Here is a 26,647-nt window from a genome sequence, read left to right on the forward strand (position 1 = left end):
CCTTACCTCCCTCAGACGCGCTCGATGATGGTGGCCGCGCCCATGCCGGACGCGATGCACAGTGTGGCAAGGCCCACCGTCTTGTCCTGACGCTCAAGCTCGTCAAGCAGCGTGCCGATGATGATGGCTCCGGTCGCCCCCAGCGGGTGGCCAAGAGCAATCGCACCGCCATTGACGTTGACGACGGCGGGGTCGACGTCAAAGGCCTGCATGAAGCGCAGCACGACCGCGGCAAACGCCTCGTTCACCTCGAACAGGTCGATGTCGCTGATCGCCATGCCGCTGTCTTTCAGGATCTTTTCCGTCACTGGCACAGGGCCGGTCAGCATGATCGTCGGGTCGGTGCCGATCTTGGCAGTGGCGCGGATGCGGGCGCGGGGCTTTAGCCCGTAAGCCTTGCCGAACTCGGCATTGCCGATCAGCACAGCAGCCGAGCCGTCCACGATACCCGAGCTGTTGCCGGCGTGGTGGATGTGCTCGATATGGTCAAGGTGGGGATATTTCAGCGTTGCCACCTTGTCGAAGCCGGGCATCATCTCACCCATTTCCTTGAAGCTGGCCTTGAGCCGGCCCAGATCCTCAAGCGTGGTGCCGGGCCGCATGTATTCGTCGCGGTCAAGGATGGTCAGTCCGTTCTGGTCCCTGACCGGCACGATCGACTTGGCAAAGCGGTTCTCGGCCCAGGCCTGTGCTGCGCGGCGCTGGCTTTCAACGGCAAGGCTGTCGGCCTGTTCGCGCGAAAAGCCGTATTCGGTGGCGATGATATCGGCGCTGATCCCCTGCGGGACGAAATAAGTCGGGAAGGTCAGGCTGGGGTCGACGGCGATGGCGGCGCCGTCGCTGCCCATGGCAACGCGGCCCATCATCTCGACCCCACCGGCGATATAGGCCTGGCCTGCGCCGCCCCTGATCTGGTTTGCGGCAATGTTCACGGCCTCCATGCCCGAGGCGCAGAAACGGTTGATCGACAGGCCCGGGATCGACTCGTCCAGATCCGAGGCCAAGACGGCCGAGCGTGCAAGGCAGCCGCCCTGCTCCTTGACCTGGGTGACATTGCCCCAGATCACGTCCTCGACCGCATGACCGGTCAAGCCGTTGCGTTCCCTGATCGCGTTCAGCAGCCGGGCCGAAAGCGCGACCGAGGTGACTTCGTGCAGGCTGCCGTCGGGGCGGCCCTTGCCGCGCGGGGTACGGGCGGCGTCATAGATATAGGCTTCGGTCATGCTTCCTCCTTCGCGGCCCGGTCCGCGGGGTTGCCGGGCATCAGATCATAGGGGTGTTTCCAGCCCGGCAGCGCCGAAATGCGCGTCAGCCAGGCGTCGATATGGGGCCAATCGGCGCGGTCAAAGCCGAAGGGCTCGGGATAAAAGAGATAGCTGCAGCACGAGAGGTCGGCGATGCTTGGCGCGTCCCCCGCCAGCCATTCGCGCCCGGCCAGATGGGCGTCCAGCGTTCTGAGCGCCGCCCGGCAGCGACCCTGCAGCCAAGCGATAACCTCGGCCGGGCGTTTGTCGGGGGGCAGGAAATTCATCAAAAAGCGCAATGCGCCGAATTGCGACGAACCTTTGTGATTGTCCCAAAACAGCCAGCGCATGATTTCGTTACGGTCCTCGCCGAGGAACTGGCCGGTCTTTTCCGCAAGATGCAGCAAGATCACACCTGATTGGGTCAGGGTCAGCCCGTCTTCGGCAAAGACCGGAGCCTCGGCCATTTCGTTCAGGGCGCGGTATTCGGGGCTGCGCGATGCGCCGTTGAAAAAGTCGACAAAGACCGGCTGCCAAGGATAGCCGGTCAGCTGCATCATCAGCGCCACTTTGTAAGAGTGGCCCGATTCCCCAAAACAGTAAAGCAGTGCTGGCATCCTGTCTCCTTTCCCTCCCACAAGGCATTAGGTGCGTGGCTGGCGCGGGTCCGGGTCCGGGGCCGGGGCGCTGGCCCCTTGTCCCTGCTGCCCCGCGCCGGGCCGTCTGTTTCAGAACTGCTCAGCCGTCAGCGCCATTACCGGATCAGCACCCGTGCGGATGCGCGCCAGATGCGTCGCGGTCATCGGCAGGTGACGCGCCATGTAATAGCGCCCGGTGGCGAGCTTGGTCTCATAGAAGGTCGCGTCGCCGGTCCCGGCGGCAAGCGCCGCACGTGCAGCCGCCGCCATGCGCACCCACATCAGGCCGAGCGCGACATGGCCAAAAAGATGCATGAAGTCATAGGACCCGGCCAGCGCGGCATTGGGGTTCTTGAGCCCATGTTCCATAAAGAACATCGCCGCCGCCTGCAGATCTTTCGAGGCCGCCTTGAGCGGGTCGAGGAAATCGGCCTTAAGCGTCTCATCCTCTTCATGCGCCTTGATGGTCTGGCGGATCATGTCAAAGAAACCCATGATCGGCTTGCCGCCTTCGGCCGCGAGTTTGCGACCGACGAGGTCAAGCGCCTGCACGCCGTTCGCGCCCTCGTAGATCATGGTGATGCGGGTGTCGCGGACGAACTGCGACATGCCCTGTTCCTCGATATAGCCGTGGCCGCCAAAGACCTGCTGGGCCTGGACCGCCACGTCAAAGCCCTTGTCAGTCAGGAAGCCCTTGATGACCGGGGTCAGCAGCGAGATGAGGTCATGCGCCTCTTTGTCATTGCCGATCACGGCGCGGTCGATCAGATGCGCGCCCCAAAAGGCCAGTGCGCGCGCCCCTTCCAGAAAACTTTTCTGGTCCATCAGGTTGCGGCGGATGTCGGGGTGGGCGATCAGCGGATCGGCCGGGCCCCCTGGATTGGCCTCTCCGGTCGCGGCACGACCTTGCAGACGCTCGCGCGCATAGGCGACGGCGTTCTGATAGGCGGCCTCGGCCACGGCATAACCCTGCAGGCCGACGCCGATACGGGCTTCGTTCATCATGGTGAACATGGCGCGCATGCCTTTGTGCAGCTCGCCCAGCAGCCAGCCTTTGGCGCCGTCATAGTTCATGACGCAGGTGGCATTGCCGTGAATGCCCATCTTTTCTTCAAGATTGCCGACCGACAGCTTGTTGCGTTCGCCCAGCGAACCGTCCTCATTGACGAGGAACTTGGGCACGATGAACAGCGAGATGCCCTTGGTGCCCGGACCGCCGCCCGGAGCCTTGGCCAGCACCAGATGGATGACGTTTTCCGACAGGTCGTTGTCACCGGCCGAGATAAAGATCTTTTGCCCGGTGATCAGATAGCTGCCGTCCGGCTGCGGCTCGGCCTTGGTGCGCAGCAGGCCCAGATCCGTACCGGCATGCGGCTCGGTCAGGTTCATGGTGCCGGTCCATTCGCAGCTGACCATCTTGGGCAGATAGGTCGCCTTCTGCTCATCCGTGCCATGGGCGCGGATGGCGGAATAGGCGCCATGGGTCAGGCCCTGATACATGGTAAAGGCCATGTTCGAGCCCGAAAACATCTCGCCCGCCGCAAGGCCGATCACATAGGGCATGCCCTGACCGCCATATTCGGGGTCGCAGTCGAGCGCGGTCCAGCCACCTTCGCGCATCTGCTGGAACGCCTCGGCAAAGCCTTTCGGCGTGTGGACGACGCCATTTTCCAGCCGACAGCCTTCGCGGTCACCGGTGGCATTCAGGGGGGCCAGCACCTCGGAGGCAATCTTGCCGGCTGCTTCCAGCACGGCCTGAGTAAAGTCGCGGTCAAGCTCGTCGTGGCCCGGAAGCTCTTGCCTGGAGATTTCGAGAACGTCATGCAGCAGGAACTGCATGTCACGGACGGGGGCGGAATAGGTTGTCATCGGTCCTCCCAGGGGTTCGACGTCAGGCGTCGGATTTCAGGTTGTTCAGCCACAGCTCACCATCGGCGATCTGCTGGCGCAATTCGGACATGGCTTCACCCAGTTCACGGTGCTGCTGCTCCATGTCAGCCAGCCGCTCGCGCGCTGCGCCAAGCGCGGCCTCGGTCTGGGTGATGTTGCGCTCGGCCGGGTCGTACAGTTCCAGCAACTGCCGGATCTGTTCGAGCGAAAAGCCAAAGCGGCGGCCGCGCAGGATCAGGGTCAGCCGGGCACGATCTGCGCGGCTGTAAAGCCGCTGCTGGCCGCGCCGCTCGGGGAACAGCAATTCGCGCGATTCGTAAAAGCGCAGCGTACGCGGCGTGACGCCAAAGGCGTCGCACATCTGGCGAATGGTCATCGGCGCTTCGCTCACGTCCGGTCCTTTCCCTCGCAGTCACCTGATCTGAATATAGGCCAGGTTGACGTGCACGTAAGGTGCGACGTGGCGTCAGAGAGTGCTCAGCCGGTCTGCGCCTCTCCGGCGGGTTTCTCATCGGCCTCCATGCCTTCGAGAATGGCCAGCGTTTCGTTGCGCAGGGCGCGCAGGTCGGTCATCGAGGTCTCAAGCTCGTCGCGCTGCTGGGCCAGTACCTCAAGCTGGCGGTCGGCAAGTTCGATCCAGACCCGGTACTGTTCGCGGGTGCCCTTTTCGCCATAGATGAGCAGCCACTGGCGGATATCCTCAAGCGAGAAGCCAAAGCGGCGACCGCGAAGGATCAGTTTCATCCGTGCGATTTCGCGCGGGCCGTAAAATCGCGAGCGGCCTTCTTTGCGCGGGCTGAGCAATTCTATGTATTCGTAATAGCGCAGCGTCCGCGGCGTCACGTCGAAACGTGCGCACATCTCTTTGAAACCTATGTATTCGCTTTGGTCGCCATCGGACATCTGTCGAACCCCGTAATCGGATCATGGTCAGCCTAGCGCCGGGGTTGGCCAAACTCAACCATTGCGCGGCCGGGCTTGTCTGGCGGTGGCGTGCTGCTACCATTCACCTCACCCCAATCAGGAGGCACGAAGCATGAACGGAGCGTCACCCGAGGACGATCCTGAACAACGCCGGCGGATCGCGCGTCAGTTCATCGAGATAATCCCGCACGCCCGCGCGCTTGGCATGAGCCTGGACAAGCTGTCACCCGAAGGGACCGAAATCTCGTTGCCATGGCGCGAGGATCTGGTTGGCGACCCTGACAGCGGGGTCATTCATGGTGGCGTGATTTCTGCGCTGATGGACACATGCAGCGGCGCGGCGGTCATGGCCCATCCCGCAGGCGCGCGCTCGACCGCGACCATCGACCTGCGCATCGACTATATGCGCGCGGCAACGCCCGGTCAGACCATCCGCGCCCGCGCTGAATGCTATCACGTCACCCGCTCGGTCGCTTTTGTGCGTGCCTGGGCGATGGATGACGACGAATCGCGCCCTGTGGCTGCCGCCACCGGGGCCTTTACCATCGAGAGGTAACATGGCGGGCCGGAACGAACCCCTCGACGCGATCAAGTCGCGGCGCAACGGCACGCTGAACGCGCTGGTCAACAGCGTGCCCTATATCCGCTGGCTGGGGATCACCTTTGACCGGCGCGGAGATGAGCTGACGGCGGTGCTGCCCTTTGACGAAAAGCTGATCGGCAACCCGATGCTTCCCGCGATCCACGGCGGCGTCACGGCTGCCTTTCTGGAAGTCACTGCCATCGTCGAACTGACCTGGAGCGCGATCTGGGAGGACATGGAACAGGGCCGCATCGCCCCTGATGCCGCTGTGCCGGAAAGCCTGCCGCGCCTGCCAAAGACCATTGATTTTACAGTGGATTACCTGCGTTCCGGCCTGCCGCGTGACGCCTATGCGCGGGCGCGGGTGGTGCGTTCGGGCCGGCGCTATGCCAGCGTGCATGTCGAGGCCTGGCAGGATCATCGCAGCAAGCTTTTTGCCCAGGCGACCGGTCATTTTCTGATGCCGCAGAACGGCTGACCTCATGGTTGAGATCTTGCCAGCCAGCGGCATGACCGGCGCGGACAGGCCAGTTTCGCATCGCCGTGTGCTGTCGATCGCCCTGCCGGTGGTGATTTCCAACGCCACCGTTCCGATCCTTGGCGCCGTCGATACCGGCGTTATCGGCCAGCTGGGAGAGGCGGCGCCCATCGGCGCGGTGGGGCTGGGGGCGGTGATTCTTGCCTCGATCTACTGGATCTTTGGCTTTCTGCGTATGGGGACCTCGGGCCTTGTCGCCCAGGCCCATGGCGCAGGGAATGAGGGCGAGGCCGGCGCGCATCTGCTGCGGGCGCTGGGAATCGGAATCATCGCCGGGCTGGTATTTATCCTGTTGCAAGGGCTGCTTTTTGCCGGGGCCTTTCGCCTTGCCCCGGCCTCGCCCGAGGTCGAAGCCCTGGCGCGGCAATATCTTGGCCTGCGGATCTGGGGGGCCCCGGCCACCATCGCGCTGTACGCCATCACCGGCTGGCTGATCGCGACCGAGCGGACCCGGTCGGTGCTGGTCCTGCAACTGGTGATGAACGGGCTGAATATCCTGCTGGATCTGTGGTTCGTGCTGGGTCTTGGCTGGGGTGTGCCCGGTGTGGCCGGCGCGACCCTGATTGCCGAATGGTCGGGGCTGGCGCTTGGCCTGTGGTTTGCGCGTCACGCCATCCGTGCCGCCGTACGGCGGTCCGGGCTTATGGCCCGCGACCGGATCGAAGAACTGGTGCGCGTGAACGCCGATATCCTGATCCGCTCGGTACTGCTGCAGGGGTCGTTCACCACCTTCATGTTCATGGCGGCGGGGCGCGGAGATGTGACGCTTGCTGCCAATCAGGTGCTTTTGCAGTTTCTGGAAATCGTCGCCTATGGGCTGGACGGTTTCGCCTTTGCGGCCGAATCGCTGGTCGGGCAGGCGGTCGGGGCGCGGCGGCTGGATCGGTTGCGCCAGTCGGTGCGCGTCGCCTCGGGCTGGGGTGTCGCCGGGGCAGTGATCCTGTCGCTGACCTTTCTGCTTTTCGGACCGGCGATCATCGACCTGCTCACCACCTCGCCCGAAGTGCGGGCAGAGGCACGGCATTATCTGCCATGGCTGATCGCCGCGCCGGTGATCGGCATTGCTTCGTGGATGCTTGACGGGGTGTTCATCGGTGCGACCCGCACGCGTGAGATGCGCAATGCCATGCTGGTGTCGGTCGGGGTTTACGCGGCTTTGGTGACGCTGCTGCCCGCGCTTTTCGGCAATCATGGCCTATGGGCGGCGCTGATGGGGTTGAATGCGCTGCGCGGGGTGACAATGTGGCGGCTTTATCCCCGGGTCGAGGCCGCCTTGTCCTGAATGTGCACAGCGCCCCGCGAATCGGGGCGCTGTGGTGATATCTCGTCCTACAGCTCTTTGATGATCTGCTGGCGGGCGGTAACGCGCAGTTCGGCCATTTTGGTGCGGATGGTCGTCTCATCTGCCTTGCCTTCCAGATCGGCGGCAAGCTTGCGATAGACATCCTCATCGCCCGGCTCATCGAAATCCGAGCTGACCACGGTCAGCGCATAGGCGCGGGCGTCGTCGCCCGTCTTGCCCAGCAAACCGGCCGCCCATTCGCCAAGCAGGCGATTGCGCCGCGCCTCGGCCTTGAAGTTCAGTTCGGCATCATGGGCGAATTTCGCCTCATGTGCGCGCTCGCGGTCGTCAAAGGTAGTCATGGCGGCCTCCGGCTAGGGGTGATCCCGTGGTTCTTTTTGCTGGATATGCCCATGCGCGCGCCCCATCGCAAGCCCGTATTGCCCCTGACCCTCATTCTGGCCTATAGCGCGGGTAGGAATTCTCACCTTGCGGACGGGGGACGCGCAGCATGGCACCAAGGCGCAAGAAAATCTACGAAGGCAAGGCCAAGATTCTGTATGAGGGCACCGAGCCGGGAACGCTCATCCAGTATTTCAAGGATGACGCCACCGCCTTCAACGCGCAGAAGAAGGCGACGATCGAGGGTAAGGGGGTGCTGAACAACCGCCTGTCCGAGTTCTTTATGACCGGGCTGACCAGCATCGGCGTGCCCAATCACTTTATCCGCCGCATCAACATGCGCGAGCAGCTTGTGCGTCAGGTCGAGATCATCCCGCTTGAGGTGATCGTGCGCAATTTCGCCGCCGGTTCGATTGCCAAGCGGCTGGGGATGGAGGAAGGCACGCAGCTTCCGCGGCCTATCGTCGAATACAGCTTCAAGAATGATGAGCTGGGCGACCCCTTCGTCTCTGAGGAATATATCATCGCCTTTGGCTGGGCGAGCCAGCAGGACCTGGACGATATCGTGTCGCTGGCGCTGCGGGTGAATGACTTCCTCTCGGGTGTGTTCTTTGGTGTCGGCATCAAACTGATCGACTTCAAGATCGAGATCGGCCGCATCTGGGACGGCGATTTCATGCGTCTTGTCGTCGCCGATGAGATCAGCCCCGACTCCTGCCGTCTCTGGGACGTCAAGACCGGGCAAAAGCTCGACAAGGACGTGTTCCGCCGCGATCTGGGCAGCCTGACCGATGCCTATACCGAGGTGGCCCGCCGGCTGGGCCTGATGCCCGCCAACACCGCCTCGCTGACCAAACCGACGCTTATCAACTGAAAGGCCCGCCGATGAAAGCCCGTGTCACCATCATGCTTAAGGATGGCGTTCTGGATCCGCAGGGCGAGGCCATCCGCCACGCCCTCGGCGGCCTTGGTTTTCAGGGCGTCTCGGGCGTGCGTCAGGGCAAGGTGATCGAGCTGGACCTGGCTGCCACCGATGCCGAGGCAGCCGAGGCCGAGGTCGCGCGCATGTGCGAGGGTCTGTTGGCCAATACGGTGATCGAGAAATACGCCGTCGAAATCGTCTGATCTGCCGGGCCGGGCGTTGCTCCGGCCTTTGGTGTTCAGGCAGCAGCCGGGAGGGCGGTTTTCGTGATCGACAAGCTCTCCATGTTCATGGCGCTGGCGCGGGAAAAGCATTTTGGCCGCGCCGCCGAATCGCTGGGCATCACCCAGCCGACCCTGTCATCCGCCATCCGCGCGCTTGAAGAACAGCTGGGCGTGCAGCTTGTGCGCCGGGGCTCGCGCTTTCAGGGTCTGACGCCCGAAGGCGAACGGGTCCTTGGCTGGGCGCGCCGCATCGTCGCCGACGCCCGCGCCATGCAGGCCGAGATGGAGGCCAGTCGCAAGGGCGTCTCGGGCCGGCTGCGCATCGGCGTCATCCCGACTGCCATGCCGCGTATCGCCGAGCTGACCGGGCCATTCCTGCGCCGCCACCCGAATGCCGGGGTCTCGATCCTGTCGCGCAGTTCGGACGAAATCCGCGAGCAGATCGAGGCGCTGGAACTTGATGCCGGTGTGACCTACCTCGACAGTGAGCCTTTGGGCCGGGTGCAAAGCCTGCCACTTTATCGCGAGACCTACTGCCTGATTGACCGCAGCGAACTTGGCAGTCCGGTCGGCTGGGCCGAGGCGGCGACGCGGCCGCTGTGCCTTTTGACGCCCGACATGCAGAACCGTCGCATCGTCACCCGCCATCTGGTCGAGGCGGGGGCGGATGCGCTGCCACGGGTCGAATCGACCTCGATGCTGGCAATTCTTTCGCATGTGGCGACCGGGGACTGGGCTGCGATCCTGCCCCGGGCGCTGGCACGGGGCCTGCCCTTGCCCGAGGGCGTGCGCGCCCGCGACCTGACTGGCGAAGGGCATATGGTTGGTCTGGTGGTTGCCAACCGCGAGCCGCATCCGCCGCTGGTCGAGGCGTTGCTTCGTATTACCGCATCAATAGATACATTCGATCAATAGACGGTATATCACGATTGTTTTGTCTATCGTTGGGCTTTAGTCTGGACAAAATTGATGAGCCCGGACGACCCAGCCATGACTGTACCAGCGATTGACGCTGATTTCCTGTTACGCCTTGATGAGATCATCGCCGCCCATAAGGGCCGCGAGGGGCCGCTTCTGCCCATTCTGCACGACATTCAGGCCGAATGGGGCCATGTCCCCGAGGCCGCGCAGCCGGTCATCGCCGAGGCCTTGGGCATGACCCGTGCCGAGGTGCATGGCGTGGTCAGCTTTTATCATGATTTCCGGGATCATCCGCATGGCCGGCATGTCCTGCGCCTGTGCCGGGCCGAGGCTTGCCAGTCGATGGGGGCCGAGGCTTTGGCCGATGAGGTCCGTGCTGCGCTGGGGATTGACTGGCATGAGACGACGCCCGACGGGCGGCTGACGCTTGAGCCGGTGTTCTGCCTTGGGCTTTGCGCCTGTGCGCCGTCGGCGCAGATGGGCGACCGGCTGCTTGGCCGCGCCGATCTGGCCAAGGTGCAGAAACTGGTGGCGGAGGCAGGGGCATGAGAGTCTGGGTTCCTCTCGACGCTGCTGCAAGGGCTCTTGGTGCTGACGAAGTCGCCGAGGCGCTTTCGCGCGAATTCACCGTCACCCGCAACGGTACCCGCGGGATGGTCTGGCTTGAGCCTTTGGTCGAGGTCGAGCGTGACGGGGTGCGCTATGGCTATGGTCCGGTGATGCCGGAGGATGCCGCCTCGGTTGCCGGGGCGATCCGCACCGGTTCCGAGCATCCGCTGGCCTTGGGGCCGGTCGAGGAACTGCCATGGATGAAGGCACAGACCCGGCTGACCTTTGCCCGCGTGGGCGTCATCGACCCTCTGTCGGTCGATGAGTATGAGGCCCATGGTGGCCTTGCAGGTCTGCGTCGCGCGATCAGCGTCGGTCCGGAAAAGATCGTTGATGAGGTCACCGAATCCGGCCTGCGCGGCCGTGGTGGTGCAGGTTTCCCGACCGGCATCAAATGGAAGACTGTGGCGGGTGCCAAGGCCGTTCGCAAATACATCGTCTGCAATGCGGATGAGGGCGATTCGGGCAGTTTTGCCGACCGTATGCTGATGGAGGGCGATCCTCTGGTCCTGATCGAGGGCATGACGATCGCGGGCATCGCGGTCGGTGCGGTTCAGGGCTATGTCTATATCCGCAGCGAATATCCCGATGCGATCCGGCTGATGCAGGCTGCAATCGTTCGGGCGCGGCAGGCGGGAATTCTGGGCCAGTCTGTCCTTGGCTCGGGCCATGCCTATGACATGGAGGTGCGCGTCGGCGCCGGAGCCTATGTCTGCGGCGAGGAAACGAGCCTGCTCAACAGCCTTGAGGGCAAGCGCGGCATCGTCCGTGCCAAGCCGCCGATTCCGGCGCTGGAAGGTTTCCTTGGCCGTCCGACGGTTGTGAACAACGTGATCTCGCTGGCCTCGGTGCCGTGGATCCTTACCCATGGTGCGGCGGAATATGCCCGGCTGGGCGTCGGTCGCTCAAAGGGTACGATCCCGGTCCAGCTGGCTGGCAACGTCAGATATGGCGGGCTGTTCGAGGTCGCTTTTGGCATGAGCCTGCGCCAGATCATCGAAGAGATCGGCGGCGGCACAGCCTCGGGCCGGCCGGTCAAGGCGGCGCAGGTCGGCGGACCGCTTGGCTCATATATCCCGCATTGGAATTTCGATCTGCCCTTTGGCTATGAAGAGCTTGCGAGCAAAGAGGGGCTGCTTGGCCACGCCGGCATCACCGTCTTTGACGACACTGCCGACATGCTGAAGCTTGCGCGCTTTGCCATGGAGTTCTGCGCCGTCGAAAGCTGTGGCAAGTGCACGCCCTGCCGTATCGGTTCGATCCGCGGGGTCGAGACGATCGACCGTATTGCCCAGGGCGATGAAACGGGGATCGCGATCCTGACCGATCTTTGCAACACGATGAAATGGGGATCGCTTTGCGCGCTGGGGGGTTTTGCGCCCTTTCCGGTCATGTCCGCGCTGACCCATTTCCCCGAGGATTTCAGCGGGCGCCGCGAGCCCCGCAGGGAGGCCGCCGAATGAAGGACTTTATCATTCCCGACCGCGACATGGGTACCCCGGCGGTCAAATCCGATGTCACTGTCAACCTGACCGTGGACGGCATTTCCGTCAGCGTTCCTGCGGGTACCAGTGTCATGCGCGCTGCTGCCGTGGCTGGGATTTCGGTCCCCAAACTGTGCGCGACGGATCATGTCAGTGCCTTTGGCTCATGCCGGCTGTGCGTGGTGCAGATCGACGGGATGCGGGGTCTGCCTGCCTCATGCACCACCCCGGTGGCCGAGGGCATGGTCGTCCATACCCAGACAGATGATGTCGCCCGCGTCCGCAAAGGCGTGATGGAGCTGTACATCAGCGATCACCCGCTGGACTGTCTGACCTGTGCCGCTAATGGCGATTGCGAATTGCAGGACATGGCCGGGGCCGTCGGTCTGCGCGAAGTGCGTTATGAGCCGGGCAAGAACCATTTTGCCCGCCGCGATGCCGAGGGGCCGAACCCCGAATACCGGCCCAAGGATCAGTCGAACCCCTATTTCACCTTCGACCCGGCGAAATGCATCGTCTGTTCGCGTTGCGTCCGGGCCTGCGAAGAGGTGCAGGGTACTTTTGCGCTGACCATCGAGGGGCGGGGCTTTGACAGCCGCGTCTCGGCCGGGATGGGGTCCGACAGTTTCCTGTCTTCGGATTGTGTCAGTTGCGGGGCCTGTGTGCAGGTCTGCCCGACTGCGACCCTGATCGAAAACAGCGTCATCCAGATCGGAACGCCCGAGCATATCGTCAAGACGACCTGCGCCTATTGCGGGGTCGGCTGCTCGTTCGATGCCCATATGCGCGGCGAAGAGGTCGTGCGCATGGTGCCAGGCAAGGACGGCAAGGCCAACCATGGCCATAGCTGCGTCAAGGGTCGCTTTGCCTGGGGCTATGCAACCCACCGTGAACGCCAGACACAGCCGATGGTGCGTGAACGGATCACCGACCCCTGGCGTGTCGTCACCTGGGATGAGGCGCTGGATTTCGCCGCCAGCCGATTGCGCCAGGCCCAGCAGGACCATGGACGCGACGCCATCGGTGTCATCACCTCGTCGCGCTGCACCAATGAGGAAACCTATCTGGTGCAGAAACTGGCGCGCGCCGTCTTTCTTAACAACAACACCGATACCTGCGCGCGGGTCTGTCATTCTCCGACCGGCTACGGGCTGAAGACGACCTTTGGCACATCGGCGGGCACGCATGATTTCGACTCGGTCGAAGAGACCGATCTGGCGCTGATCATCGGTGCGAACCCGACCGACGGGCACCCGGTCTTTGCCTCGCGCCTGCGCAAGCGGCTGCGGCAGGGCGCGGGGCTGATCGTCATTGACCCGCGTCAGATCGACCTGCTCAAGACCCCGCATATGGGCGAGGGGCTGCACCTGCCGCTGCGTCCGGGCACCAACGTCGCCGTCCTGACCGCGATCGCGCATGTGATCGTGACCGAGGGGCTTTATGACGAGGGCTTTATCCGCACGCGCTGCGACTGGGATGAATTCCTGGCCTATGCCGAGTTCCTCAGGGACCCGCGCCACGCGCCCGAAGAGGTCGAGAAACTGGCCAAGGTCCCGGCCGAACTGATCCGCAAGGCGGCCCGTGCCTATGCCGCCGCGCCGCGGGCAAGTATCTATTACGGCCTTGGCGTGACCGAGCATTCGCAGGGCTCGACCACGGTGATGGCGATTGCGAACCTTGCCATGCTGACCGGTAACATCGGTCGCCCCGGCACCGGCGTGAACCCGCTGCGCGGTCAGAACAACGTGCAGGGCTCTTGCGACATGGGCAGCTTCCCGCATGAATATCCGGGCTATCGCCATGTCTCGGACCCCGAGGCGCGGGCGATTTATGAACGTGTCTGGGGGGTCGAGCTGTCGCCTGAACCGGGCCTGCGCATCCCCAACATGTTTGATGAGGCGCTGGCCGGCCGTTTCCGGGGTCTTTACTGCCAGGGCGAGGATATCGTCCAATCGGACCCCGACACCCACCACGTCACCTCGGCGCTGAAGGCGATGGATATCGTCATCGTGCAGGATCTTTTCCTGAACGAGACCTCGAACTACGCCCATGTCTTCCTGCCGGGTTCGAGCTTCCTTGAAAAGAACGGCACCTTCACCAATGCCGAACGGCGCATCAACATGGTTCGCCGCGCCATGACGCCGCGCAACGGATACGAGGACTGGGAAATCACCCAGTTGCTTGCGAACCGGATGGGCGCGAACTGGTCCTATACCCACCCGCGCGAGATCATGGCCGAGATCGCGCTGACCACGCCCAGCTTCTCGGGCGTGACCTATGACCTGCTTGACCGGGTTGGTTCGGTGCAATGGCCGTGCAACGAAAATGCCCCGCTGGGCACGCCGCTGATGCATATCGACGGTTTCGTGCGCGGTAAGGGCAAGTTCGTCCATACCGAGTATATCGCGACCGAAGAGCGGACCGGTGCGCGTTTCCCGCTGTTGCTGACGACCGGGCGCATTCTGTCGCAGTACAACGTCGGCGCGCAGACACGGCGTACCGAAAACGTGGTCTGGCACGCCGAGGATCTGCTGGAGATCCACCCCTCGGACGCCGAAAACCGCGGTATTCGCGAAGGCGATTGGGTGCGGGTGGCCTCACGCTCGGGCGAGACGACGCTAAGGGCCCATATCACCGATCGGGTGGCGCCGGGGGTGGTTTATACCACCTTCCATCACCCGACGACTCAGGCCAATGTGGTGACTACGGACAATTCCGACTGGGCCACCAACTGTCCCGAGTTCAAGGTGACCGCCGTGCAGGTCAGTCCCTCGAACGGCCCGTCGGAGTGGCAAGAGGAGTATCGTCACCATTCCGAACTCGCGCGTCGTATCCTGCCCACCGCAGCGGAATGACAAGGTTCCGGACCGGATGCGGGACATGAACGGGGTTTTGCGCTGGCAGGGCGGCTGGCATCAGGCCGCGCCGCCCCCGGCGCCGCAGGAATGCCCCGTCGCCATTGTCATCGACGGCATGAGTCAGGCGGTGCTGATGGCGACGCCGCATGACCTGCGCGACTTTGCTTTGGGGTTTGCGCTGACCGAGGGGCTGATCGCCTCGCCCGAGGATGTCGAGGGGTTTGACGAAGCCGAGGCCCCGGCCCGCGGCTTTCCCGCATGCGAGGCACGGCTGTGGCTGCGCCCCGGCCTGTCAGCACGACTGGCCGAGCGTCGGCGTAGCATGATTGGCCCGGTTGGTTGCGGGCTGTGCGGCGTGGACAGTATCGAGGCAGCTTTGCCCGAGATCGTGCCCGTCAGTTCGGACTGGTCTATGCCGCCCGAACAGGTGGCAGAGGCCATGGCCGCGCTGACCGAAGGGCAGATCCTGCGCCGCCAGACCCCGGCGATTCATGGCGCGGCCTTTTGGGATGGTGCCCGCGCCATCACCCGCGAAGATGTTGGCCGTCACAATGCGCTGGACAAGCTGGCCGGTGCCCTTGCCGTTGCGGGACAGGCGGCGGGGCAGGGTGCGATTGTCATGTCCTCGCGCCTGTCGGTCGATCTGGTGCAAAAGGCTGCCCGTATCGGTGCGCCCGTTTTAATCGGTGCAAGCGCCCCGACCGCGCTTGCGCTTGACTGGGCTGAACGCGCGGGCATCACGCTGATCGCACGCTCGCGGCAGGACAGTTTTGATCTTTACACCCACCCCTGGCGTATCGCCGGAAGTTCAGGTTTGAGATGACCGAGACCATGACCCATAACAAGCTGATCCGCATGGCGACCCAGATGGCAGATTTCTTTCGCAGCCAGCCTGATCGCCCCGCGCCTGAGGCTGTCGCCGCCCATATCAACGATTCCTGGTCGCCCCGCATGCGTCAGGACTTTGTCGAACAGATCCGTGCCGGTGCCGAGGCCGATCCGGTGGTGCGCGAGGCGGCGGATCTCATTCGCATCTGATCGGTGCAGGTGCGCTTTTTGCCTCTGCCGCCCAAGCTTTCGGCGTGATAGCGTGACGGCATGGCACAGCTACCTTCCCGGCAAGAGATTCTCGACTGGGTGTCCGCCCACCCGGACGCCACCGCCAAGCGCGATATCGCCAAGGCTTTTGGGATAAAGGGGGCGGCGCGGATCGAGCTCAAGCGTATTCTGAAAGAGCTTGAGGCCGACGGTCTGCTAGAACGCCGCCGCCGCCATTACCATGATGCCGAGCGTCTGCCTCCGGTGACGGTGGTGCAGCTTTTGCCGCCTGATCGCGATGGCGACATCTTTGCCAGGCCGCTGGAGTGGCAGGGTGAGGGGCCGATGCCGCGCATCCTGTACGCAGCTCTTAAATCCGACCCGGCGGTCGCGCCGGGTGAACGCATCCTTGCCCGGCTGATCGAGACCCGGGGCGAGGATCATGATTATCAGGCCCGGCTGATCCGCCGCATCGGCACGGTCCAGCACCGCATCGTCGGCATCTTTCGCGCCTCGGCGGGCGGTCCCGAGGCGGGGGGGCGTATTCTGCCCATCGACAAGGGGCAGGATAAGGAATGGCAGGTGCGCCCCGGCGACGCCCATGGTGCGCAAAGCGGCGAACTGGTCGAGGCCGAACAGGTCGGCCCGCGCGGCCGTCTTGGCCTGCCCATGGCACGCATCGTCGAACGGCTGGGCGACCCTTCGGCGCCCAGGGCGGTCAGCCTGATCGCCATCCATCAGCACGGCATTCCCGATGATTTCCCCGACGACGTGATCGCCGAGGCGGATGCCGCCAGCCCCGCGACCATGAAGTCACGCGAGGATCTGCGCCATTTGCCATTTGTCACCATTGATCCCGTTGATGCCCGCGACCATGACGATGCCGTCATGGCCGAGACGCATGAGGACGGCGGTGCGACAATCTGGGTCGGCATCGCCGATGTGGCGCATTACGTCCGCCCCGGCTCGGCCCTTGATCGTGAGGCACGGCTGCGCGGCAACTCGACCTATTTCCCTGACCGGGTGGTGCCGATGCTGCCCGACGTCCTTTCAGGGGATCTTTGTTCGCTGCATGAAGGCATTGACCGGCCGGTGATCGCCGTGCGTATGCGGCTGGATGCGCAGGGCAACAAGGTCAGCCACAGTTTTCATCGCGGCATGATCCGTTCGGCCGCGAGCCTTAGCTATGAGCAGGCGCAGGCAGCGGCGGACGGCAACCCTGATGAGCAGACCGGCCCGCTGATCGACAGTGTGATCCGCCCGCTTTGGGCTGCCTATGCGCTGCTGAAGGCCGCGCGTGAGCGTCGCCAGCCGCTGGAACTTGACCTGCCCGAGCGTCGGATCGAGCTGACTGCTGACGGGCGTGTCAAATCGGTCAACTTCCGCGAACGTTTTGACGCGCACCGGCTGATCGAGGAATTCATGGTGCTGGCCAATGTCGCCGCCGCCGAAGAGCTTGAGCGTCTGCGCCGTCCGCTGCTTTATCGCGTGCACGAAGAGCCGACGGTGGAAAAGCTTGATGCGCTGCGCGAGGTGGCCGAGGCTTCGGGCTTTACCCTTGCACGTGGACAGGTCCTGCAGACCCGGCATCTGAACCGGCTGCTGGAACAGGCCGAGGGATCAGAGTTCGATGAGCTGATCAATATGACCGCGCTGCGTTCCATGCAGCAGGCCTATTACCACCCCGAGAATTTTGGTCACTTTGGACTGGCGCTGCGATCCTATGCGCATTTCACCTCTCCCATCCGTCGCTATTCGGACCTGATCGTGCATCGCGCACTGATCACCGGCCATAAATGGGGCGCTGACGGGCTGTCGCCGCAGGATATTGAGCGACTGTCCGAGACAGCGCAACATATCTCGGAAACCGAGCGCCGCTCGATGGCGGCCGAGCGGGACACAACTGACCGCTATCTTGCGGCCTATCTGGCTGATCGGGTGGGGGCCGAGTTTACCGGTCGGGTCAGTGGCGTGCAGCGGTTCGGCGCTTTCGTACGGCTGGACGAAACCGGGGCGGACGGGCTTTTGCCGATCCGCGAGATCGGGCGAGAGTATTTCCATTATGACCCCGATGCGCAGGTGCTCATGGGGTCAGAGACGGGGCTGGAGATCGGTATTGGTCAGCGGGTCACCGTCCGGCTTTCCGAGGCGGTGCCGGTGACCGGCGGTCTGATGCTTGAGTTGCTGGAGGTCGAGGGTCGGCCGCTGCCGCAAAGCGGCCGTCGCGGCGCAGGCAAAGGGCCGATGCGCAAGCGTGCGACCCAGGCCCGGCTGGCTGAAATCAAGCGCGCGCAAAAACGCCGCCGCGTCCGCCGCCAGCGCTGAAACGCGCCAGACCTCGCAGCGATCTGATAATGAATGGGGCGGCCCGGTGGACCGCCCCTTGTTGTTTTCCCTGTCAGACTTTCGCCGTCAGTGTTCAGCCGATGGCGGCGGCGCGAACGTCGTCGTCGATCTTGTCGGCGTATTGGGCAAAGTTGTCGCTGAACATGCTGACCAGTTTGCGTGCCTGGGCATCATAGGCCGCAGGATCGGTCCAGGTCTGGCGCGGATCAAGCAGCTTGTCCTCGACGCCCGGGACCGAGACCGGAACTTCGAAGCCGAAATTCGGGTCCTTGCGGAATTCGGCATTGTTCAGCGAACCGTCCAGCGCAGCGGTCAGCAGGGCACGGGTAGCCTTGATCGGCATGCGCTTGCCGGTGCCGAAAGCGCCGCCGGTCCAGCCGGTGTTGACCAGCCAGCAGGTTGCGCCGGTCTTGGCGATTTTTTCCTGCAGCAGCTTGCCATAGACCTCGGGGCGGCGCGGCATGAAGGGCGCGCCGAAGCAGGTCGAGAAGGTCGGGGTCGGTTCGGTCACACCGACCTCGGTGCCCGGGGTCTTGGAGGTAAAGCCCGACAGGAAGTGATACATCGCCTGCGCCGGGGTCAGCCGCGCGATCGGCGGCAGCACGCCATAGGCGTCGCAGGTCAGCATGATCACGTTCCTGGGCTGGCCACCCAGCGAGCTTGCCGAGGCGTTCGAGATATAGTCCAGCGGATAGGCGCAGCGCATGTTGTCGGTGATCGAGTTATCCTCGAAGTCCAACTCCAGCGTGTCCGGATCAAAGACCATGTTTTCGATCACGGTGCCGAATTTCGAGCAGGTGGCATAGATCTCGGGCTCGGCCTCGGCCGACAGGTTGATCGTCTTGGCGTAGCAGCCGCCCTCGAAGTTAAAGATGCCGTGGTCGGACCAGCCGTGCTCGTCATCGCCGATCAGCGTGCGCGAGGGATCGGCCGACAGCGTGGTCTTGCCGGTGCCCGACAGGCCGAAGAAGATGGCCGAGTCATCGGGATTGCCGATCGCGTGGTTGGCCGAGCAATGCATCGGCATCACGCCTTTTTCCGGCAGGATGTAGTTCAGCAGGGTAAAGACCGACTTTTTGTTTTCGCCGGCATAGGCGGTGTTGCCGATCAGGATCAGCTTCTTGTCGAAGTTCAGCGCGATCACCGTTTCCGAGCGGCAGCCGTGTTTCGCCGGATCCGCCTTGAAGCTGGGGCAGTTGATGATGGTGAACTCGGGCACAAAGCTTGCAAGCTCGGCCAGTTCGGGGCGGCGCAGAAGATGGCGGATGAAAAGCCCGTGCCAGGCCAGTTCGGTCACGACCCGCACGTCAAGGCGCAGGGCAGGATCCGCGCCGCCGTAGAGGTCCTGAACGTAGTATTCCTTGCCCTTCATATGCTCAAGCATATCGGCGTGCAGGCGGTCAAAGGCCTCGGGCTCCATCGGGCGGTTGTTTTCCCACCAGATGGTGTTTTCGACCGAAGGGGTGCGCACGACATGTTTGTCCTTGGGCGAGCGGCCTGTATGGGCGCCGGTCGAGACAAGGAACGTGCCGCCCAGACCCAGCCTGCCTTCGCCGTGCTGGATCGCAGCTTCGATCAGCGCCGGTTCGAGCAGGTTGTAGTGGACTTTGCCGAGCCCCGTGATTCCCTGGTCTTCGAGACGGCAATTCGGATTGACGCGCGGTTCGGTCATGGCACCTGTGCTCCTGCTTAATTCCGGGCCGGCAACCGGCCGTTGCGCGTCCTATAACACGGCATTTCCCCGGCGAAAGTGCAGTTATGGACAGGGTTAGCGCAATCAGGAAAGGTTAGCGCAATCATTTGCCCGGCCGTAGAGTTGTCCATAAGAAAACGTCACAAAGCCAAGCCGTCCACGCGCGAAAACCGGGGTGATTCGCCCCCGACGAATGAGGTGCCCGCGATGATCCTGCATGCGTCCTGCATCGCCCATTCCGGCAGGGGGCTGCTGATCCTTGGCCCCTCGGGGTCTGGAAAATCGACGCTCGCGCTTGAGTTGATGGCATTTGGCGCGGCGCTGGTTGCCGATGACCGCACCATTCTGAACGTCCGGCAGGGCCGGATCATCGCCGATGCCCCCGATTCGATTCGTGGCCGGATCGAGGCGCGCGGGGTCGGTATCCTGAATGCGCAGGCCCATGGCCCGGTCGAACTGGCACTGGCGGTGGATCTTGAGCGGCCCGAGCCCGACCGCCTGCCGCCCGATCGCCACATTGAGCTGATGGATTGCCGCTTGCCTCTTGTCCTTGGCGCGGGGCAGGTCCATCTTGCGCCGATGCTGCTGCAATATCTTATCGCCGGCAGGGCCGATACGGATATGCACGGGAGGTAAGAGCCAAGCGATGCCGGAGGCCAACAGCCCCACCGAGACTCATGAAGAAGAAGCGCAGCGGCTGGTACTGATCACCGGCCCGTCGGGTGCCGGGCGCTCGACCGCGATCAACGTGCTTGAGGATCTGGGCTACGAGGCCATCGACAACCTGCCGCTGTCGCTGGTGCCCCGGCTGCTGGATGGCCCGGCGCGGCCTGTGCCCCTGGCGCTGGGGCTGGATGTGCGCAACCGCGACTTTTCGGTCTCAAACCTTATCGAGTTGATCGACCGGCTGACCCGGCTGCCCGAATATGCGCCCGAAGTACTGTTTCTGGACTGTTCGACCGAACAGCTTCTGCGCCGCTTTAATGAGACCCGCCGCCGCCATCCGCTGCGGCTTGAGGGCTCGCCGCTGGAAGCGATTGTGGCTGAACGTGACATGCTTGCCCCGATCCGGGCGCGCGCCGATGTGCTGGTCGATACATCAGAGCTGTCGCCGCATGATCTCAAGGCCGAGCTGTCGCGCTGGTTCGAGACCGAGCCGGGACGCAGGCTGACCGTCTCGGTCCAGTCATTTTCTTACAAGCGGGGCGTGCCGCGCGGCGTCGACATGATGTTTGACTGTCGCTTTCTGTCGAACCCGCATTGGAAGCCGGAATTGCGACCTCTGGACGGGCGTGATGCGCCTGTTCAGGACTATGTGATGGCCGATCCGCGATTCGACGAATTCTTCCGTCGCGTCCGTGATCTTGCACTTTTTACCCTGCCTGCCCATCTTGAGGAAGGTAAAGCCCACCTGGCAATCGGCTTTGGCTGCACAGGGGGGCGACACCGTTCTGTCACAATGGCGGAAAAAATGGCAGATGCGCTTGCGAAAGCAGGCTGGCAGGTGTCAATTAGACATCGGGAACTTGAACGCCGTGAAAAGGCGCCGGCACCTTGGGATGATGGCCAGGTTTTGGCCTCTCGCACGGCCCGGGCGCAGGGTTGACGGCTGTGCGTGGTGAGGCGAATTGATAGGGATTGTCATCGTGGCGCATGGGGGCCTGGCCCGGGAATATCTCTCGGCGGTCGAACATGTTGTGGGGCCCCAGACCGGAATCAGGGCCGTGGCGATCGAGGAAAACCATGACCGTGGCGAAAAGCAGGCCGAAATATGTGCCGCTGCCGACGCGGTGGATGCGGGCGACGGCGTGGTCGTGGTGACGGACCTGTTCGGCGGCTCGCCTTCGAACCTGTCGCTGATGGCTTGTGCGGCGCGCAATCGGGCCATTCTTTATGGGGCCAATCTGCCCATGCTGGTCAAGCTGGCCAAGTCGCGCAAGTTGCCGGTCGCCGATGCGGTGTCGCTGGCCAAGGATGCGGGCCGCAAGTATATCAACAGCTATGACGTCGTGCCCGCCGATGTGCTGCCCATCCCGAAACGTGCCTTTTCATGAATGATATGACCAACGGGGCGATTACCCGCGAACTGGCGATCATCAACGAAAAGGGCCTTCACGCCAGGGCCAGCGCAAAATTCGTCGAGACGGTTGAGCGTTTTGATGCACGGGCGACCGTCGAAAAAGACGGGATGTCGGTTGCAGGCGATTCGATCATGGGCCTTTTGATGCTGGCCGCTCCGCGCGGCAGTGCCATTCGCGTCACGACAACCGGCGCACAGGCGAAAGAGCTTGCCGATGCGCTGACCGCCCTTGTCGAGGATTACTTCGGCGAAGGCATGTAAGGGCCGGACATGGCCCGCGCGTCCTACCATCACGGCAATCTGCGTCAGGCCCTTGTCGAGGCTACGGTACAGCTGATCGAAGAGAAGGGCCCGCAGGCCTTTACTCTGGCCGAAGCTGCGCGTCTGGCCGGTGTCAGTGCCGCCGCGCCCTATCGCCATTTCTCTGGCCGTGACGAATTGCTGGAAGAGGTTGCGCGGCAAGGGTTCGATGAGTTCTCGGAACGTCTGGACGATGCTTTCGACAATGGCAGGCCGACTCCGCTGACCGCCTTTCTGCGCATGGGGCAGGCCTATCTGGGCTTTGCCGCTGAAAGGCGCGGCTTTTACATCGCCATGTTCGAATCCGGTATCTCGATTGCGGGTAATGCCGGACTGGCGCAGGCGTCCGAGCGTGCGCGTGGGATGCTGGTGCGTGGTGCCGAGGTTTTGTTTCGTCAGCTGCCCGAGGGTCGCCGCCCACCGCCCGGCATGGTCGCCGATCATATCTGGGCGCTGAGCCACGGCGTGGTCGAGCTGTTTGGCCGGGGCAAGCCCGGCTCACGTTCGCCCGTTGCGCCTGCGGATATGCTGGAAAGCGGGGCGCTGATCTATCTGCGCGGTCTGGGCGTCATCCCTGAGTGAAAAAAATTAGCCGAAAGTCTTGACCGGGGCTCGTTGCGCGCCATCTATGTAAATGTAATTAACATTTACATTGGAAAGGGACCGCAATGAACACCTACATAGCCCCGCGCCCTTCTGTCTTCGACAGGATCGGGGCAGTGCTCGCCGGCGTCCGGGACTGGCTGGACGAGCGCGGAAAGGGCGCCTGGATCGCTGCAATGATCCTGGCCTTTGTCGCCTGCTGGCCCCTGGGCCTGGCTATCCTGGGTTACATGATCTGGAGCAAACGGATGTTTTCCTGCCGCCATCGCCACCACTCTGCCCGCAGCTATCGTCACGGTTTCTCTGCGCCGACCGGCAATAGCGCCTTTGACGCCTATCGCGAGGAAACGCTGAAGCGGCTTGAGGACGAACACCGCGAGTTTCTGGACTTTCTGCAGAAGCTGCGCGAGGCCAAGGACAAGGCCGAGTTCGACCAGTTCATGCAAAACCGCAACGAGCCGCGTGAGCCGCAGGCCTGAGGCGACGGTCAAGCAATGCAAAAGGGCCGGGAAAACCCCGGCCCCTTCTTTTTTACAAAGATCGGCTCAGTAGGAATATTCGGCGTAGATGCGGTTCAGATCGCCCGCCCATTCGCCGTGATATTTTTCAAGCAGCTCATCGGCCTGGACCTTGCCGTTCTCGACGCTTTCCTTGAGCGTGTTAAGGAAATGCGTCTCATCCGGCACCAGCCCGCCCGAGCCGGCCCGTGCCCGCGCCTTAAGCCCTGCTTCGGCGATGTTCAGCACCTCGCGGGCAAGATCGCGCATCCGGGTGCCGTTCACCTCGGCATCAAGCGCGTGAACGCCCGCGCCGCGCCGCCATGCCTCGCGCGTTTCATGATCCCAGCCCTTGACCAGATCCCAGGCCGCGTCCAGTGCCGCCTGGTCATAGATCAGCCCAACCCATAGTGCGGGCAGGGCGCAAAGCCGCCGCCACGGACCGCCATCGGCGCCGCGCATCTCGATGAACTTCTTGACCCGGGCTTCGGGAAAGACGGTGGTCAGGTGGTCGGCCCAATCCGACAGCGTCGGGATCTCGCCCGGCAGTGCTGGCAGACGGCCTTGCAAAAAGTCGCGGAAGCTCTGCCCCAGCGCGTCGATATATTTGCCGTCGCGATAGACGAAATACATCGGCACATCCAGAACGTAATCGACCCAGCGTTCATAGCCGAACCCGTCCTCAAAGACGAAGGGCAAAAGCCCGGTGCGGGCATCATCCAGGTTTTGCCAGATATGCGCACGCCAGCTTTTCCAGCCGTTCGGCTTGCCGTCGAGGAAAGGCGAATTGGCGAAAAGCGCATTGGCGACCGGTTGCAGCGCCAGCGCCACACGCAGTTTCTGCACCATATCGGCCTCGGATGCGAAATCGAGGTTCACCTGCACGGTGCAGGTGCGATACATCATCTGCGTACCAAGAGTCCCGACCCGTCCCATATAGTCGGTCATCAGCCGGTAGCGGCCCTTGGGCATCATCGGCATCTGTTCCTGGGACCAGATCGGGGCTGTGCCCAGACCAATAAAGCCCGCGCCCAGATCGTCGGCGACGCTTTTGACCTCGGCCAGGTGCTGGTTCACCTCGTCACAGGTCTGGTGAATGGTTTCCAGGGGCGCGCCCGACAGCTCAAGCTGCCCGCCCGGTTCCAGGCTGATATTGGCGCCGTTACGCTCCAGCCCGATGATGTTGTCCGCCTCAAGTACCGGGGTCCAGCCAAAGCGCGCCTGCAACCCCTCCAGCATGGCTTTGACAGAGGGCTGTCCTGCCGGGGCCTCATAGGGCAGGGGCATATGGTCGGAATGGCGGTAGCCGAATTTTTCATGCTCGGTGCCGATGCGCCATTTCTCGCGCGGCTTTTCACCCGAGGCGATATATTCGGCCAATTGTGCGGTGTGTTCGATCGGGCCGCCGCCCTGTTGGGGAATGGACATCGGTGGCCTCTCGTTTGCCTTTGCGTGTCACAGGTGGCAAGTGCCGCGTCTCAAGTCAAGCGGGTGCGAGCCGGCCTCGTCCAAACGGTCTGGATTGTTGGACTTTCCGGCCCGAGCGCGGCAGCAAGCCGGCCCATCTCGATCCCCGGCAGGGTCGAGAAGGCACCGGCCAGATCTTCGGCCCCGGCTGCATCGACCGGGATCAGCAGCGCCTGCCCATCCGCGCTTTTCAGCCGCCAGTGCAGGCGGCTGCTCAGACGGGTCAGCCGGATCTCGTTCAGTTCGCGCAGTGCTATTTCGCCACCGAGCAGCGGGTTGGGGGACATGTAACGGATCGCGCCTTCGTCAAGCTCGACCACGCCGGGTCCCAGCGTGGCATGACGAAAACGCATTCGGCGCCGCGCATCGAGCGCCCAAAGAGCCGAAGCCCCCGCCAATCCCGCGCCCAAGGGCCAAAAGAGCCACCCGCCCAACGAAAAGACCCAGAGACCAAAGGCGGTGGCAAGCAGCGCAGCGCCGGTTTCGGCCCAGGGGCGCAGTTTTTCGGCTAGTTCGGGCCGGATCATTCCAGATCCAGAACCATGTCCCGATGGGGAATGCCGGCGTCATCATATTCCGGCCCATAGGCGACAAAGCCCAGCTTTTCGTAAAAGCCGATGGCATGGGTCTGGGCGCCCAGCTTGGCGCGAGTAATGCCGGGCAGTGTGCGCAATTCCTCAAGCGCCGCGCGGATCAGTGCCGCGCCGACCCCTGTGCCGCGGGCAGATTTCCGCACCGCGACGCGGCCGATCTTGCCGGTCCTTCCCTCGATCAGGATGCGGGCGGTACCAATTGCGCGGTTCTGTGCATCGCGGGCAAGCAGGTGTAGCGCCTCGTCGTCGCGCCCGTCCCACTCTTCATCCTCGGACACGTTCTGTTCGAGGATAAAGACTTCGCGGCGGATGTCGCGACAGGTGTCAAGATCGGTGGTCTTTTCGATCATGAGAAATAGCTCTCCAGAACACGGCGATAGATACGGGCAAGCTGGCGTACCTGATCGGCGGGGACACGTTCATCAACCTGATGCATGAAATGTCCGACCAGTCCGAATTCAAGGACCGGACAGTGATCTTTTATGAACCGTGCATCCGAGGTGCCGCCCGAGGTGGACAGCACCGGATCAATCCCGGTTTCCTCGCGCACGACACCCGTGACCAGATCGACAAAGGGGCCGGGCCGGGTCAGGAAGCTTTCGCCCGACACCTCGGCCGAGATGGCAAAGCTGATGCCGGTCTCGGCCGAAATCGCCTCGGCCCGTGCGCGGATCATCCTGTCAAGGCTGCCCGAGTCATGGGCGTCGTTGAAGCGGATGTTGATCGTCGCCTGCGCCCGTTCGGGGATCACGTTCGAGGCCGGGTTGCCGCAATCGACCGTCGTAACCTGAAGGCCCGAAGGATCGAAATGCTCGGTCCCGTGATCAAGCGGTGTCGAAGTCAGCCCATGCAGCAGCCGCACCAGCGCGTGGATCGGGTTGCGGGCGCGATGGGGATAGGCGGCGTGGCCCTGAACGCCTTGCGCCTCGATCCGCAGGGTCATCGAGCCTCGTCTGCCGATTTTGATCATCTCGCCCATACGGTCGGGGTTCGAGGGTTCGCCGACGATGCAGACGTCCATGCGTTCATCATTGGCCTGCATCCAGTCGAGCAGCGCACGGGTGCCGTGCCTGCCCGGTCCTTCTTCATCGCCGGTGATCGTCAGGATAATCGACCCGTCCTTAGGCGGGGTTTGGGTCACAAAGGCGATGGCGGCGGCGGCAAAGGCCGCAACGCCCGATTTCATGTCGGTGGCGCCCCGCCCCCAGATCCAGCCATCCTCTTCGTGTCCGGAAAACGGCGGGTGGGTCCAGCTGGCCAGATCGCCCGGAGGCACCACATCAGTGTGACCGTTAAAGCCAAAGCTGCGCGCCGCGCCCTTTTTTCCCCAGCGGGCAAAAAGGTTTGGCACCCCCTCACGATCCACCCGCTGGCAGGTGAAACCTGCCTTGCTCAACACCCCGGCCAAAAGGGTCAGCGCGCCGCCCTCATCAGGCGTGACCGAGGGACAGCGGATCAGGTCGGCGGTCAAACGGGCGGGGTCGGGGATCGTCGTCATGGCGGGGCCTTTC

The 26,647-nt window shown here is 63.3% G+C and carries 29 protein-coding genes; 18 read left to right on the plus strand and 11 right to left on the minus strand.

All coding sequences use genetic code 11. The annotated features are described in order from the left end of the window. Positions 1 to 11: 11 nt before the first annotated feature. From F8A10_RS18395 to F8A10_RS18415, 5 genes are all read right to left on the minus strand, one after another. Positions 12 to 1,223, minus strand: a complete 1,212-nt coding sequence (locus F8A10_RS18395) for an acetyl-CoA C-acetyltransferase (RefSeq protein ID WP_085501471.1) — start codon at positions 1,221 to 1,223, stop codon at positions 12 to 14. Next, entirely contained in the window at positions 1,220 to 1,861 is a 642-nt protein-coding gene (locus tag F8A10_RS18400; protein ID WP_010394048.1) for a glutathione S-transferase family protein, read from the minus strand. The genes F8A10_RS18395 and F8A10_RS18400 overlap by 4 nt, the downstream gene beginning before the upstream one ends. Positions 1,862 to 1,972: 111 nt before the next feature. Continuing rightward, positions 1,973 to 3,751, minus strand: a complete 1,779-nt coding sequence (locus tag F8A10_RS18405; RefSeq protein ID WP_010394046.1) for an acyl-CoA dehydrogenase C-terminal domain-containing protein — start codon at positions 3,749 to 3,751, stop codon at positions 1,973 to 1,975. A 22-nt stretch (positions 3,752 to 3,773) separates the two neighbouring features. After that, positions 3,774 to 4,163 (minus strand): MerR family transcriptional regulator, encoded by a 390-nt coding sequence (locus tag F8A10_RS18410; RefSeq protein ID WP_010394045.1) that lies wholly within the window; start codon positions 4,161 to 4,163, stop codon positions 3,774 to 3,776. 86 nt (positions 4,164 to 4,249) lie between these two features. Next, a complete protein-coding gene (locus F8A10_RS18415) occupies positions 4,250 to 4,675 on the minus strand; it encodes a MerR family transcriptional regulator (RefSeq protein WP_010394044.1) in 426 nt (141 codons plus the stop codon). A 133-nt stretch (positions 4,676 to 4,808) separates the two neighbouring features. Between F8A10_RS18415 and F8A10_RS18420 the strand changes: the two genes are divergently transcribed. Genes F8A10_RS18420 through F8A10_RS18430 form a run of 3 tightly spaced genes read left to right on the plus strand, consistent with a single transcriptional unit; the run spans position 4,809 to position 7,099 of the window. Next, a complete protein-coding gene (locus F8A10_RS18420; RefSeq protein ID WP_085501470.1) occupies positions 4,809 to 5,252 on the plus strand; it encodes a PaaI family thioesterase in 444 nt (147 codons plus the stop codon). A gap of 1 nt (position 5,253) precedes the next feature. Further along, positions 5,254 to 5,757 (plus strand): PaaI family thioesterase, encoded by a 504-nt coding sequence (locus tag F8A10_RS18425; protein WP_010394040.1) that lies wholly within the window; start codon positions 5,254 to 5,256, stop codon positions 5,755 to 5,757. Between the two features lie 4 nt (positions 5,758 to 5,761). Then, entirely contained in the window at positions 5,762 to 7,099 is a 1,338-nt protein-coding gene (locus F8A10_RS18430) for an MATE family efflux transporter (protein WP_152368104.1), read from the plus strand. A gap of 47 nt (positions 7,100 to 7,146) precedes the next feature. On the opposite strand, the gene F8A10_RS18435 is transcribed toward F8A10_RS18430, so the two are convergent. After that, positions 7,147 to 7,461, minus strand: a complete 315-nt coding sequence (locus tag F8A10_RS18435) for a DUF1476 domain-containing protein (protein ID WP_010394038.1) — start codon at positions 7,459 to 7,461, stop codon at positions 7,147 to 7,149. Positions 7,462 to 7,610: 149 nt separating this feature from the next. Between F8A10_RS18435 and purC the strand changes: the two genes are divergently transcribed. The 9 genes from purC to rnr all read left to right on the plus strand — a co-directional run bounded on the left by purC (position 7,611) and on the right by rnr (position 17,882). Next, positions 7,611 to 8,375: a phosphoribosylaminoimidazolesuccinocarboxamide synthase gene (gene purC, locus F8A10_RS18440; RefSeq protein ID WP_010394036.1), complete on the plus strand. Its 765-nt coding sequence runs from the start codon at positions 7,611 to 7,613 to the stop codon at positions 8,373 to 8,375. Between the two features lie 11 nt (positions 8,376 to 8,386). Continuing rightward, the gene (gene purS, locus F8A10_RS18445; RefSeq protein WP_152368105.1) at positions 8,387 to 8,626 is read left to right on the plus strand and encodes a phosphoribosylformylglycinamidine synthase subunit PurS; all 240 of its coding nucleotides are present in this window, start codon (positions 8,387 to 8,389) and stop codon (positions 8,624 to 8,626) included. A 63-nt stretch (positions 8,627 to 8,689) separates the two neighbouring features. Beyond that, the gene (locus F8A10_RS18450) at positions 8,690 to 9,562 is read left to right on the plus strand and encodes a LysR family transcriptional regulator (protein ID WP_152368106.1); all 873 of its coding nucleotides are present in this window, start codon (positions 8,690 to 8,692) and stop codon (positions 9,560 to 9,562) included. Between the two features lie 75 nt (positions 9,563 to 9,637). Continuing rightward, the gene (locus tag F8A10_RS18455) at positions 9,638 to 10,117 is read left to right on the plus strand and encodes a formate dehydrogenase subunit gamma (protein WP_010394031.1); all 480 of its coding nucleotides are present in this window, start codon (positions 9,638 to 9,640) and stop codon (positions 10,115 to 10,117) included. Beyond that, a complete protein-coding gene (locus tag F8A10_RS18460) occupies positions 10,114 to 11,640 on the plus strand; it encodes a formate dehydrogenase beta subunit (protein WP_152368107.1) in 1,527 nt (508 codons plus the stop codon). Before F8A10_RS18455 ends, F8A10_RS18460 begins: the two co-directional genes overlap by 4 nt. Then, a complete protein-coding gene (gene fdhF / locus F8A10_RS18465) occupies positions 11,637 to 14,516 on the plus strand; it encodes a formate dehydrogenase subunit alpha (RefSeq protein ID WP_152368108.1) in 2,880 nt (959 codons plus the stop codon). Before F8A10_RS18460 ends, fdhF begins: the two co-directional genes overlap by 4 nt. A 25-nt stretch (positions 14,517 to 14,541) precedes the next feature. Next, complete coding sequence (gene fdhD, locus F8A10_RS18470) at positions 14,542 to 15,342, plus strand: formate dehydrogenase accessory sulfurtransferase FdhD (RefSeq protein WP_010394026.1); 801 nt, start codon at positions 14,542 to 14,544, stop codon at positions 15,340 to 15,342. Continuing rightward, entirely contained in the window at positions 15,339 to 15,557 is a 219-nt protein-coding gene (locus F8A10_RS18475) for a formate dehydrogenase subunit delta (protein ID WP_010394025.1), read from the plus strand. Before fdhD ends, F8A10_RS18475 begins: the two co-directional genes overlap by 4 nt. Before the next feature lie 60 nt (positions 15,558 to 15,617). After that, entirely contained in the window at positions 15,618 to 17,882 is a 2,265-nt protein-coding gene (gene rnr / locus F8A10_RS18480; protein ID WP_029371584.1) for a ribonuclease R, read from the plus strand. Positions 17,883 to 17,976: 94 nt separating this feature from the next. Here the strand turns inward: rnr and F8A10_RS18485 are convergent, their stop codons facing one another. Beyond that, positions 17,977 to 19,575 (minus strand): phosphoenolpyruvate carboxykinase, encoded by a 1,599-nt coding sequence (locus F8A10_RS18485; RefSeq protein ID WP_010394022.1) that lies wholly within the window; start codon positions 19,573 to 19,575, stop codon positions 17,977 to 17,979. Positions 19,576 to 19,803: 228 nt separating this feature from the next. Here F8A10_RS18485 and F8A10_RS18490 point away from each other — a divergent pair, with 228 nt between their 5' ends. The 6 genes from F8A10_RS18490 to F8A10_RS18515 all read left to right on the plus strand — a co-directional run bounded on the left by F8A10_RS18490 (position 19,804) and on the right by F8A10_RS18515 (position 23,058). Next, positions 19,804 to 20,232 carry an HPr kinase/phosphorylase gene (locus tag F8A10_RS18490; protein ID WP_085501464.1) on the plus strand — a complete coding sequence of 143 codons (429 nt, stop codon included), beginning with the start codon at positions 19,804 to 19,806 and terminating at the stop codon, positions 20,230 to 20,232. A gap of 10 nt (positions 20,233 to 20,242) precedes the next feature. Further along, positions 20,243 to 21,202, plus strand: a complete 960-nt coding sequence (rapZ, locus tag F8A10_RS18495) for an RNase adapter RapZ (RefSeq protein WP_085501463.1) — start codon at positions 20,243 to 20,245, stop codon at positions 21,200 to 21,202. A 22-nt stretch (positions 21,203 to 21,224) separates the two neighbouring features. Further along, entirely contained in the window at positions 21,225 to 21,650 is a 426-nt protein-coding gene (locus F8A10_RS18500; protein ID WP_029371582.1) for a PTS sugar transporter subunit IIA, read from the plus strand. Further along, positions 21,647 to 21,937, plus strand: coding sequence for an HPr family phosphocarrier protein (locus F8A10_RS18505; protein ID WP_010394018.1), 291 nt, complete (start codon positions 21,647 to 21,649; stop codon positions 21,935 to 21,937). The genes F8A10_RS18500 and F8A10_RS18505 overlap by 4 nt, the downstream gene beginning before the upstream one ends. A 9-nt stretch (positions 21,938 to 21,946) precedes the next feature. Continuing rightward, positions 21,947 to 22,558 (plus strand): TetR/AcrR family transcriptional regulator, encoded by a 612-nt coding sequence (locus F8A10_RS18510; RefSeq protein ID WP_152368109.1) that lies wholly within the window; start codon positions 21,947 to 21,949, stop codon positions 22,556 to 22,558. A gap of 86 nt (positions 22,559 to 22,644) precedes the next feature. Then, entirely contained in the window at positions 22,645 to 23,058 is a 414-nt protein-coding gene (locus F8A10_RS18515) for a DUF2852 domain-containing protein (RefSeq protein ID WP_010394014.1), read from the plus strand. Positions 23,059 to 23,124: 66 nt separating this feature from the next. Here the strand turns inward: F8A10_RS18515 and F8A10_RS18520 are convergent, their stop codons facing one another. From F8A10_RS18520 to dapE, 4 genes are read right to left on the minus strand one after another with little or no spacing between them, the layout of a single operon-like run. Then, the gene (locus F8A10_RS18520) at positions 23,125 to 24,504 is read right to left on the minus strand and encodes a glutamate--cysteine ligase (RefSeq protein ID WP_152368110.1); all 1,380 of its coding nucleotides are present in this window, start codon (positions 24,502 to 24,504) and stop codon (positions 23,125 to 23,127) included. Positions 24,505 to 24,554: 50 nt separating this feature from the next. After that, positions 24,555 to 25,070 carry a hypothetical protein gene (locus F8A10_RS18525; RefSeq protein WP_085501462.1) on the minus strand — a complete coding sequence of 172 codons (516 nt, stop codon included), beginning with the start codon at positions 25,068 to 25,070 and terminating at the stop codon, positions 24,555 to 24,557. Beyond that, complete coding sequence (locus F8A10_RS18530; RefSeq protein ID WP_152368111.1) at positions 25,067 to 25,486, minus strand: GNAT family N-acetyltransferase; 420 nt, start codon at positions 25,484 to 25,486, stop codon at positions 25,067 to 25,069. The genes F8A10_RS18525 and F8A10_RS18530 overlap by 4 nt, the downstream gene beginning before the upstream one ends. Beyond that, positions 25,483 to 26,634, minus strand: coding sequence for a succinyl-diaminopimelate desuccinylase (dapE, locus tag F8A10_RS18535; RefSeq protein ID WP_010394005.1), 1,152 nt, complete (start codon positions 26,632 to 26,634; stop codon positions 25,483 to 25,485). The genes F8A10_RS18530 and dapE overlap by 4 nt, the downstream gene beginning before the upstream one ends. Positions 26,635 to 26,647 lie beyond the last annotated feature (13 nt).

It is taken from the genome of Paracoccus kondratievae, from assembly GCF_009301415.1.
GTDB lineage: Bacteria > Pseudomonadota > Alphaproteobacteria > Rhodobacterales > Rhodobacteraceae > Paracoccus > Paracoccus kondratievae.

What these genes read in the sequence shown, in the direction of transcription:
- F8A10_RS18395 (WP_085501471.1), bottom strand. Translation starts at nt 1,223, where the DNA reads ATGACCGAAGCCTATATCTATGACGCCGCCCGTACCCCGCGCGGCAAG.
- F8A10_RS18400 (WP_010394048.1), bottom strand. Translation starts at nt 1,861, where the DNA reads ATGCCAGCACTGCTTTACTGTTTTGGGGAATCGGGCCACTCTTACAAA.
- F8A10_RS18405 (WP_010394046.1), bottom strand. Translation starts at nt 3,751, where the DNA reads ATGACAACCTATTCCGCCCCCGTCCGTGACATGCAGTTCCTGCTGCAT.
- F8A10_RS18415 (WP_010394044.1), bottom strand. Translation starts at nt 4,675, where the DNA reads ATGTCCGATGGCGACCAAAGCGAATACATAGGTTTCAAAGAGATGTGC.
- F8A10_RS18420 (WP_085501470.1), top strand. Translation starts at nt 4,809, where the DNA reads ATGAACGGAGCGTCACCCGAGGACGATCCTGAACAACGCCGGCGGATC.
- F8A10_RS18425 (WP_010394040.1), top strand. Translation starts at nt 5,254, where the DNA reads ATGGCGGGCCGGAACGAACCCCTCGACGCGATCAAGTCGCGGCGCAAC.
- F8A10_RS18430 (WP_152368104.1), top strand. Translation starts at nt 5,762, where the DNA reads ATGGTTGAGATCTTGCCAGCCAGCGGCATGACCGGCGCGGACAGGCCA.
- F8A10_RS18435 (WP_010394038.1), bottom strand. Translation starts at nt 7,461, where the DNA reads ATGACTACCTTTGACGACCGCGAGCGCGCACATGAGGCGAAATTCGCC.
- purC (WP_010394036.1), top strand. Translation starts at nt 7,611, where the DNA reads ATGGCACCAAGGCGCAAGAAAATCTACGAAGGCAAGGCCAAGATTCTG.
- purS (WP_152368105.1), top strand. Translation starts at nt 8,387, where the DNA reads ATGAAAGCCCGTGTCACCATCATGCTTAAGGATGGCGTTCTGGATCCG.
- F8A10_RS18455 (WP_010394031.1), top strand. Translation starts at nt 9,638, where the DNA reads ATGACTGTACCAGCGATTGACGCTGATTTCCTGTTACGCCTTGATGAG.
- F8A10_RS18460 (WP_152368107.1), top strand. Translation starts at nt 10,114, where the DNA reads ATGAGAGTCTGGGTTCCTCTCGACGCTGCTGCAAGGGCTCTTGGTGCT.
- fdhF (WP_152368108.1), top strand. Translation starts at nt 11,637, where the DNA reads ATGAAGGACTTTATCATTCCCGACCGCGACATGGGTACCCCGGCGGTC.
- fdhD (WP_010394026.1), top strand. Translation starts at nt 14,542, where the DNA reads ATGAACGGGGTTTTGCGCTGGCAGGGCGGCTGGCATCAGGCCGCGCCG.
- F8A10_RS18475 (WP_010394025.1), top strand. Translation starts at nt 15,339, where the DNA reads ATGACCGAGACCATGACCCATAACAAGCTGATCCGCATGGCGACCCAG.
- rnr (WP_029371584.1), top strand. Translation starts at nt 15,618, where the DNA reads ATGGCACAGCTACCTTCCCGGCAAGAGATTCTCGACTGGGTGTCCGCC.
- F8A10_RS18485 (WP_010394022.1), bottom strand. Translation starts at nt 19,575, where the DNA reads ATGACCGAACCGCGCGTCAATCCGAATTGCCGTCTCGAAGACCAGGGA.
- F8A10_RS18490 (WP_085501464.1), top strand. Translation starts at nt 19,804, where the DNA reads ATGATCCTGCATGCGTCCTGCATCGCCCATTCCGGCAGGGGGCTGCTG.
- rapZ (WP_085501463.1), top strand. Translation starts at nt 20,243, where the DNA reads ATGCCGGAGGCCAACAGCCCCACCGAGACTCATGAAGAAGAAGCGCAG.
- F8A10_RS18505 (WP_010394018.1), top strand. Translation starts at nt 21,647, where the DNA reads ATGAATGATATGACCAACGGGGCGATTACCCGCGAACTGGCGATCATC.
- F8A10_RS18510 (WP_152368109.1), top strand. Translation starts at nt 21,947, where the DNA reads ATGGCCCGCGCGTCCTACCATCACGGCAATCTGCGTCAGGCCCTTGTC.
- F8A10_RS18515 (WP_010394014.1), top strand. Translation starts at nt 22,645, where the DNA reads ATGAACACCTACATAGCCCCGCGCCCTTCTGTCTTCGACAGGATCGGG.
- F8A10_RS18520 (WP_152368110.1), bottom strand. Translation starts at nt 24,504, where the DNA reads ATGTCCATTCCCCAACAGGGCGGCGGCCCGATCGAACACACCGCACAA.
- F8A10_RS18525 (WP_085501462.1), bottom strand. Translation starts at nt 25,070, where the DNA reads ATGATCCGGCCCGAACTAGCCGAAAAACTGCGCCCCTGGGCCGAAACC.
- F8A10_RS18530 (WP_152368111.1), bottom strand. Translation starts at nt 25,486, where the DNA reads ATGATCGAAAAGACCACCGATCTTGACACCTGTCGCGACATCCGCCGC.
- dapE (WP_010394005.1), bottom strand. Translation starts at nt 26,634, where the DNA reads ATGACGACGATCCCCGACCCCGCCCGTTTGACCGCCGACCTGATCCGC.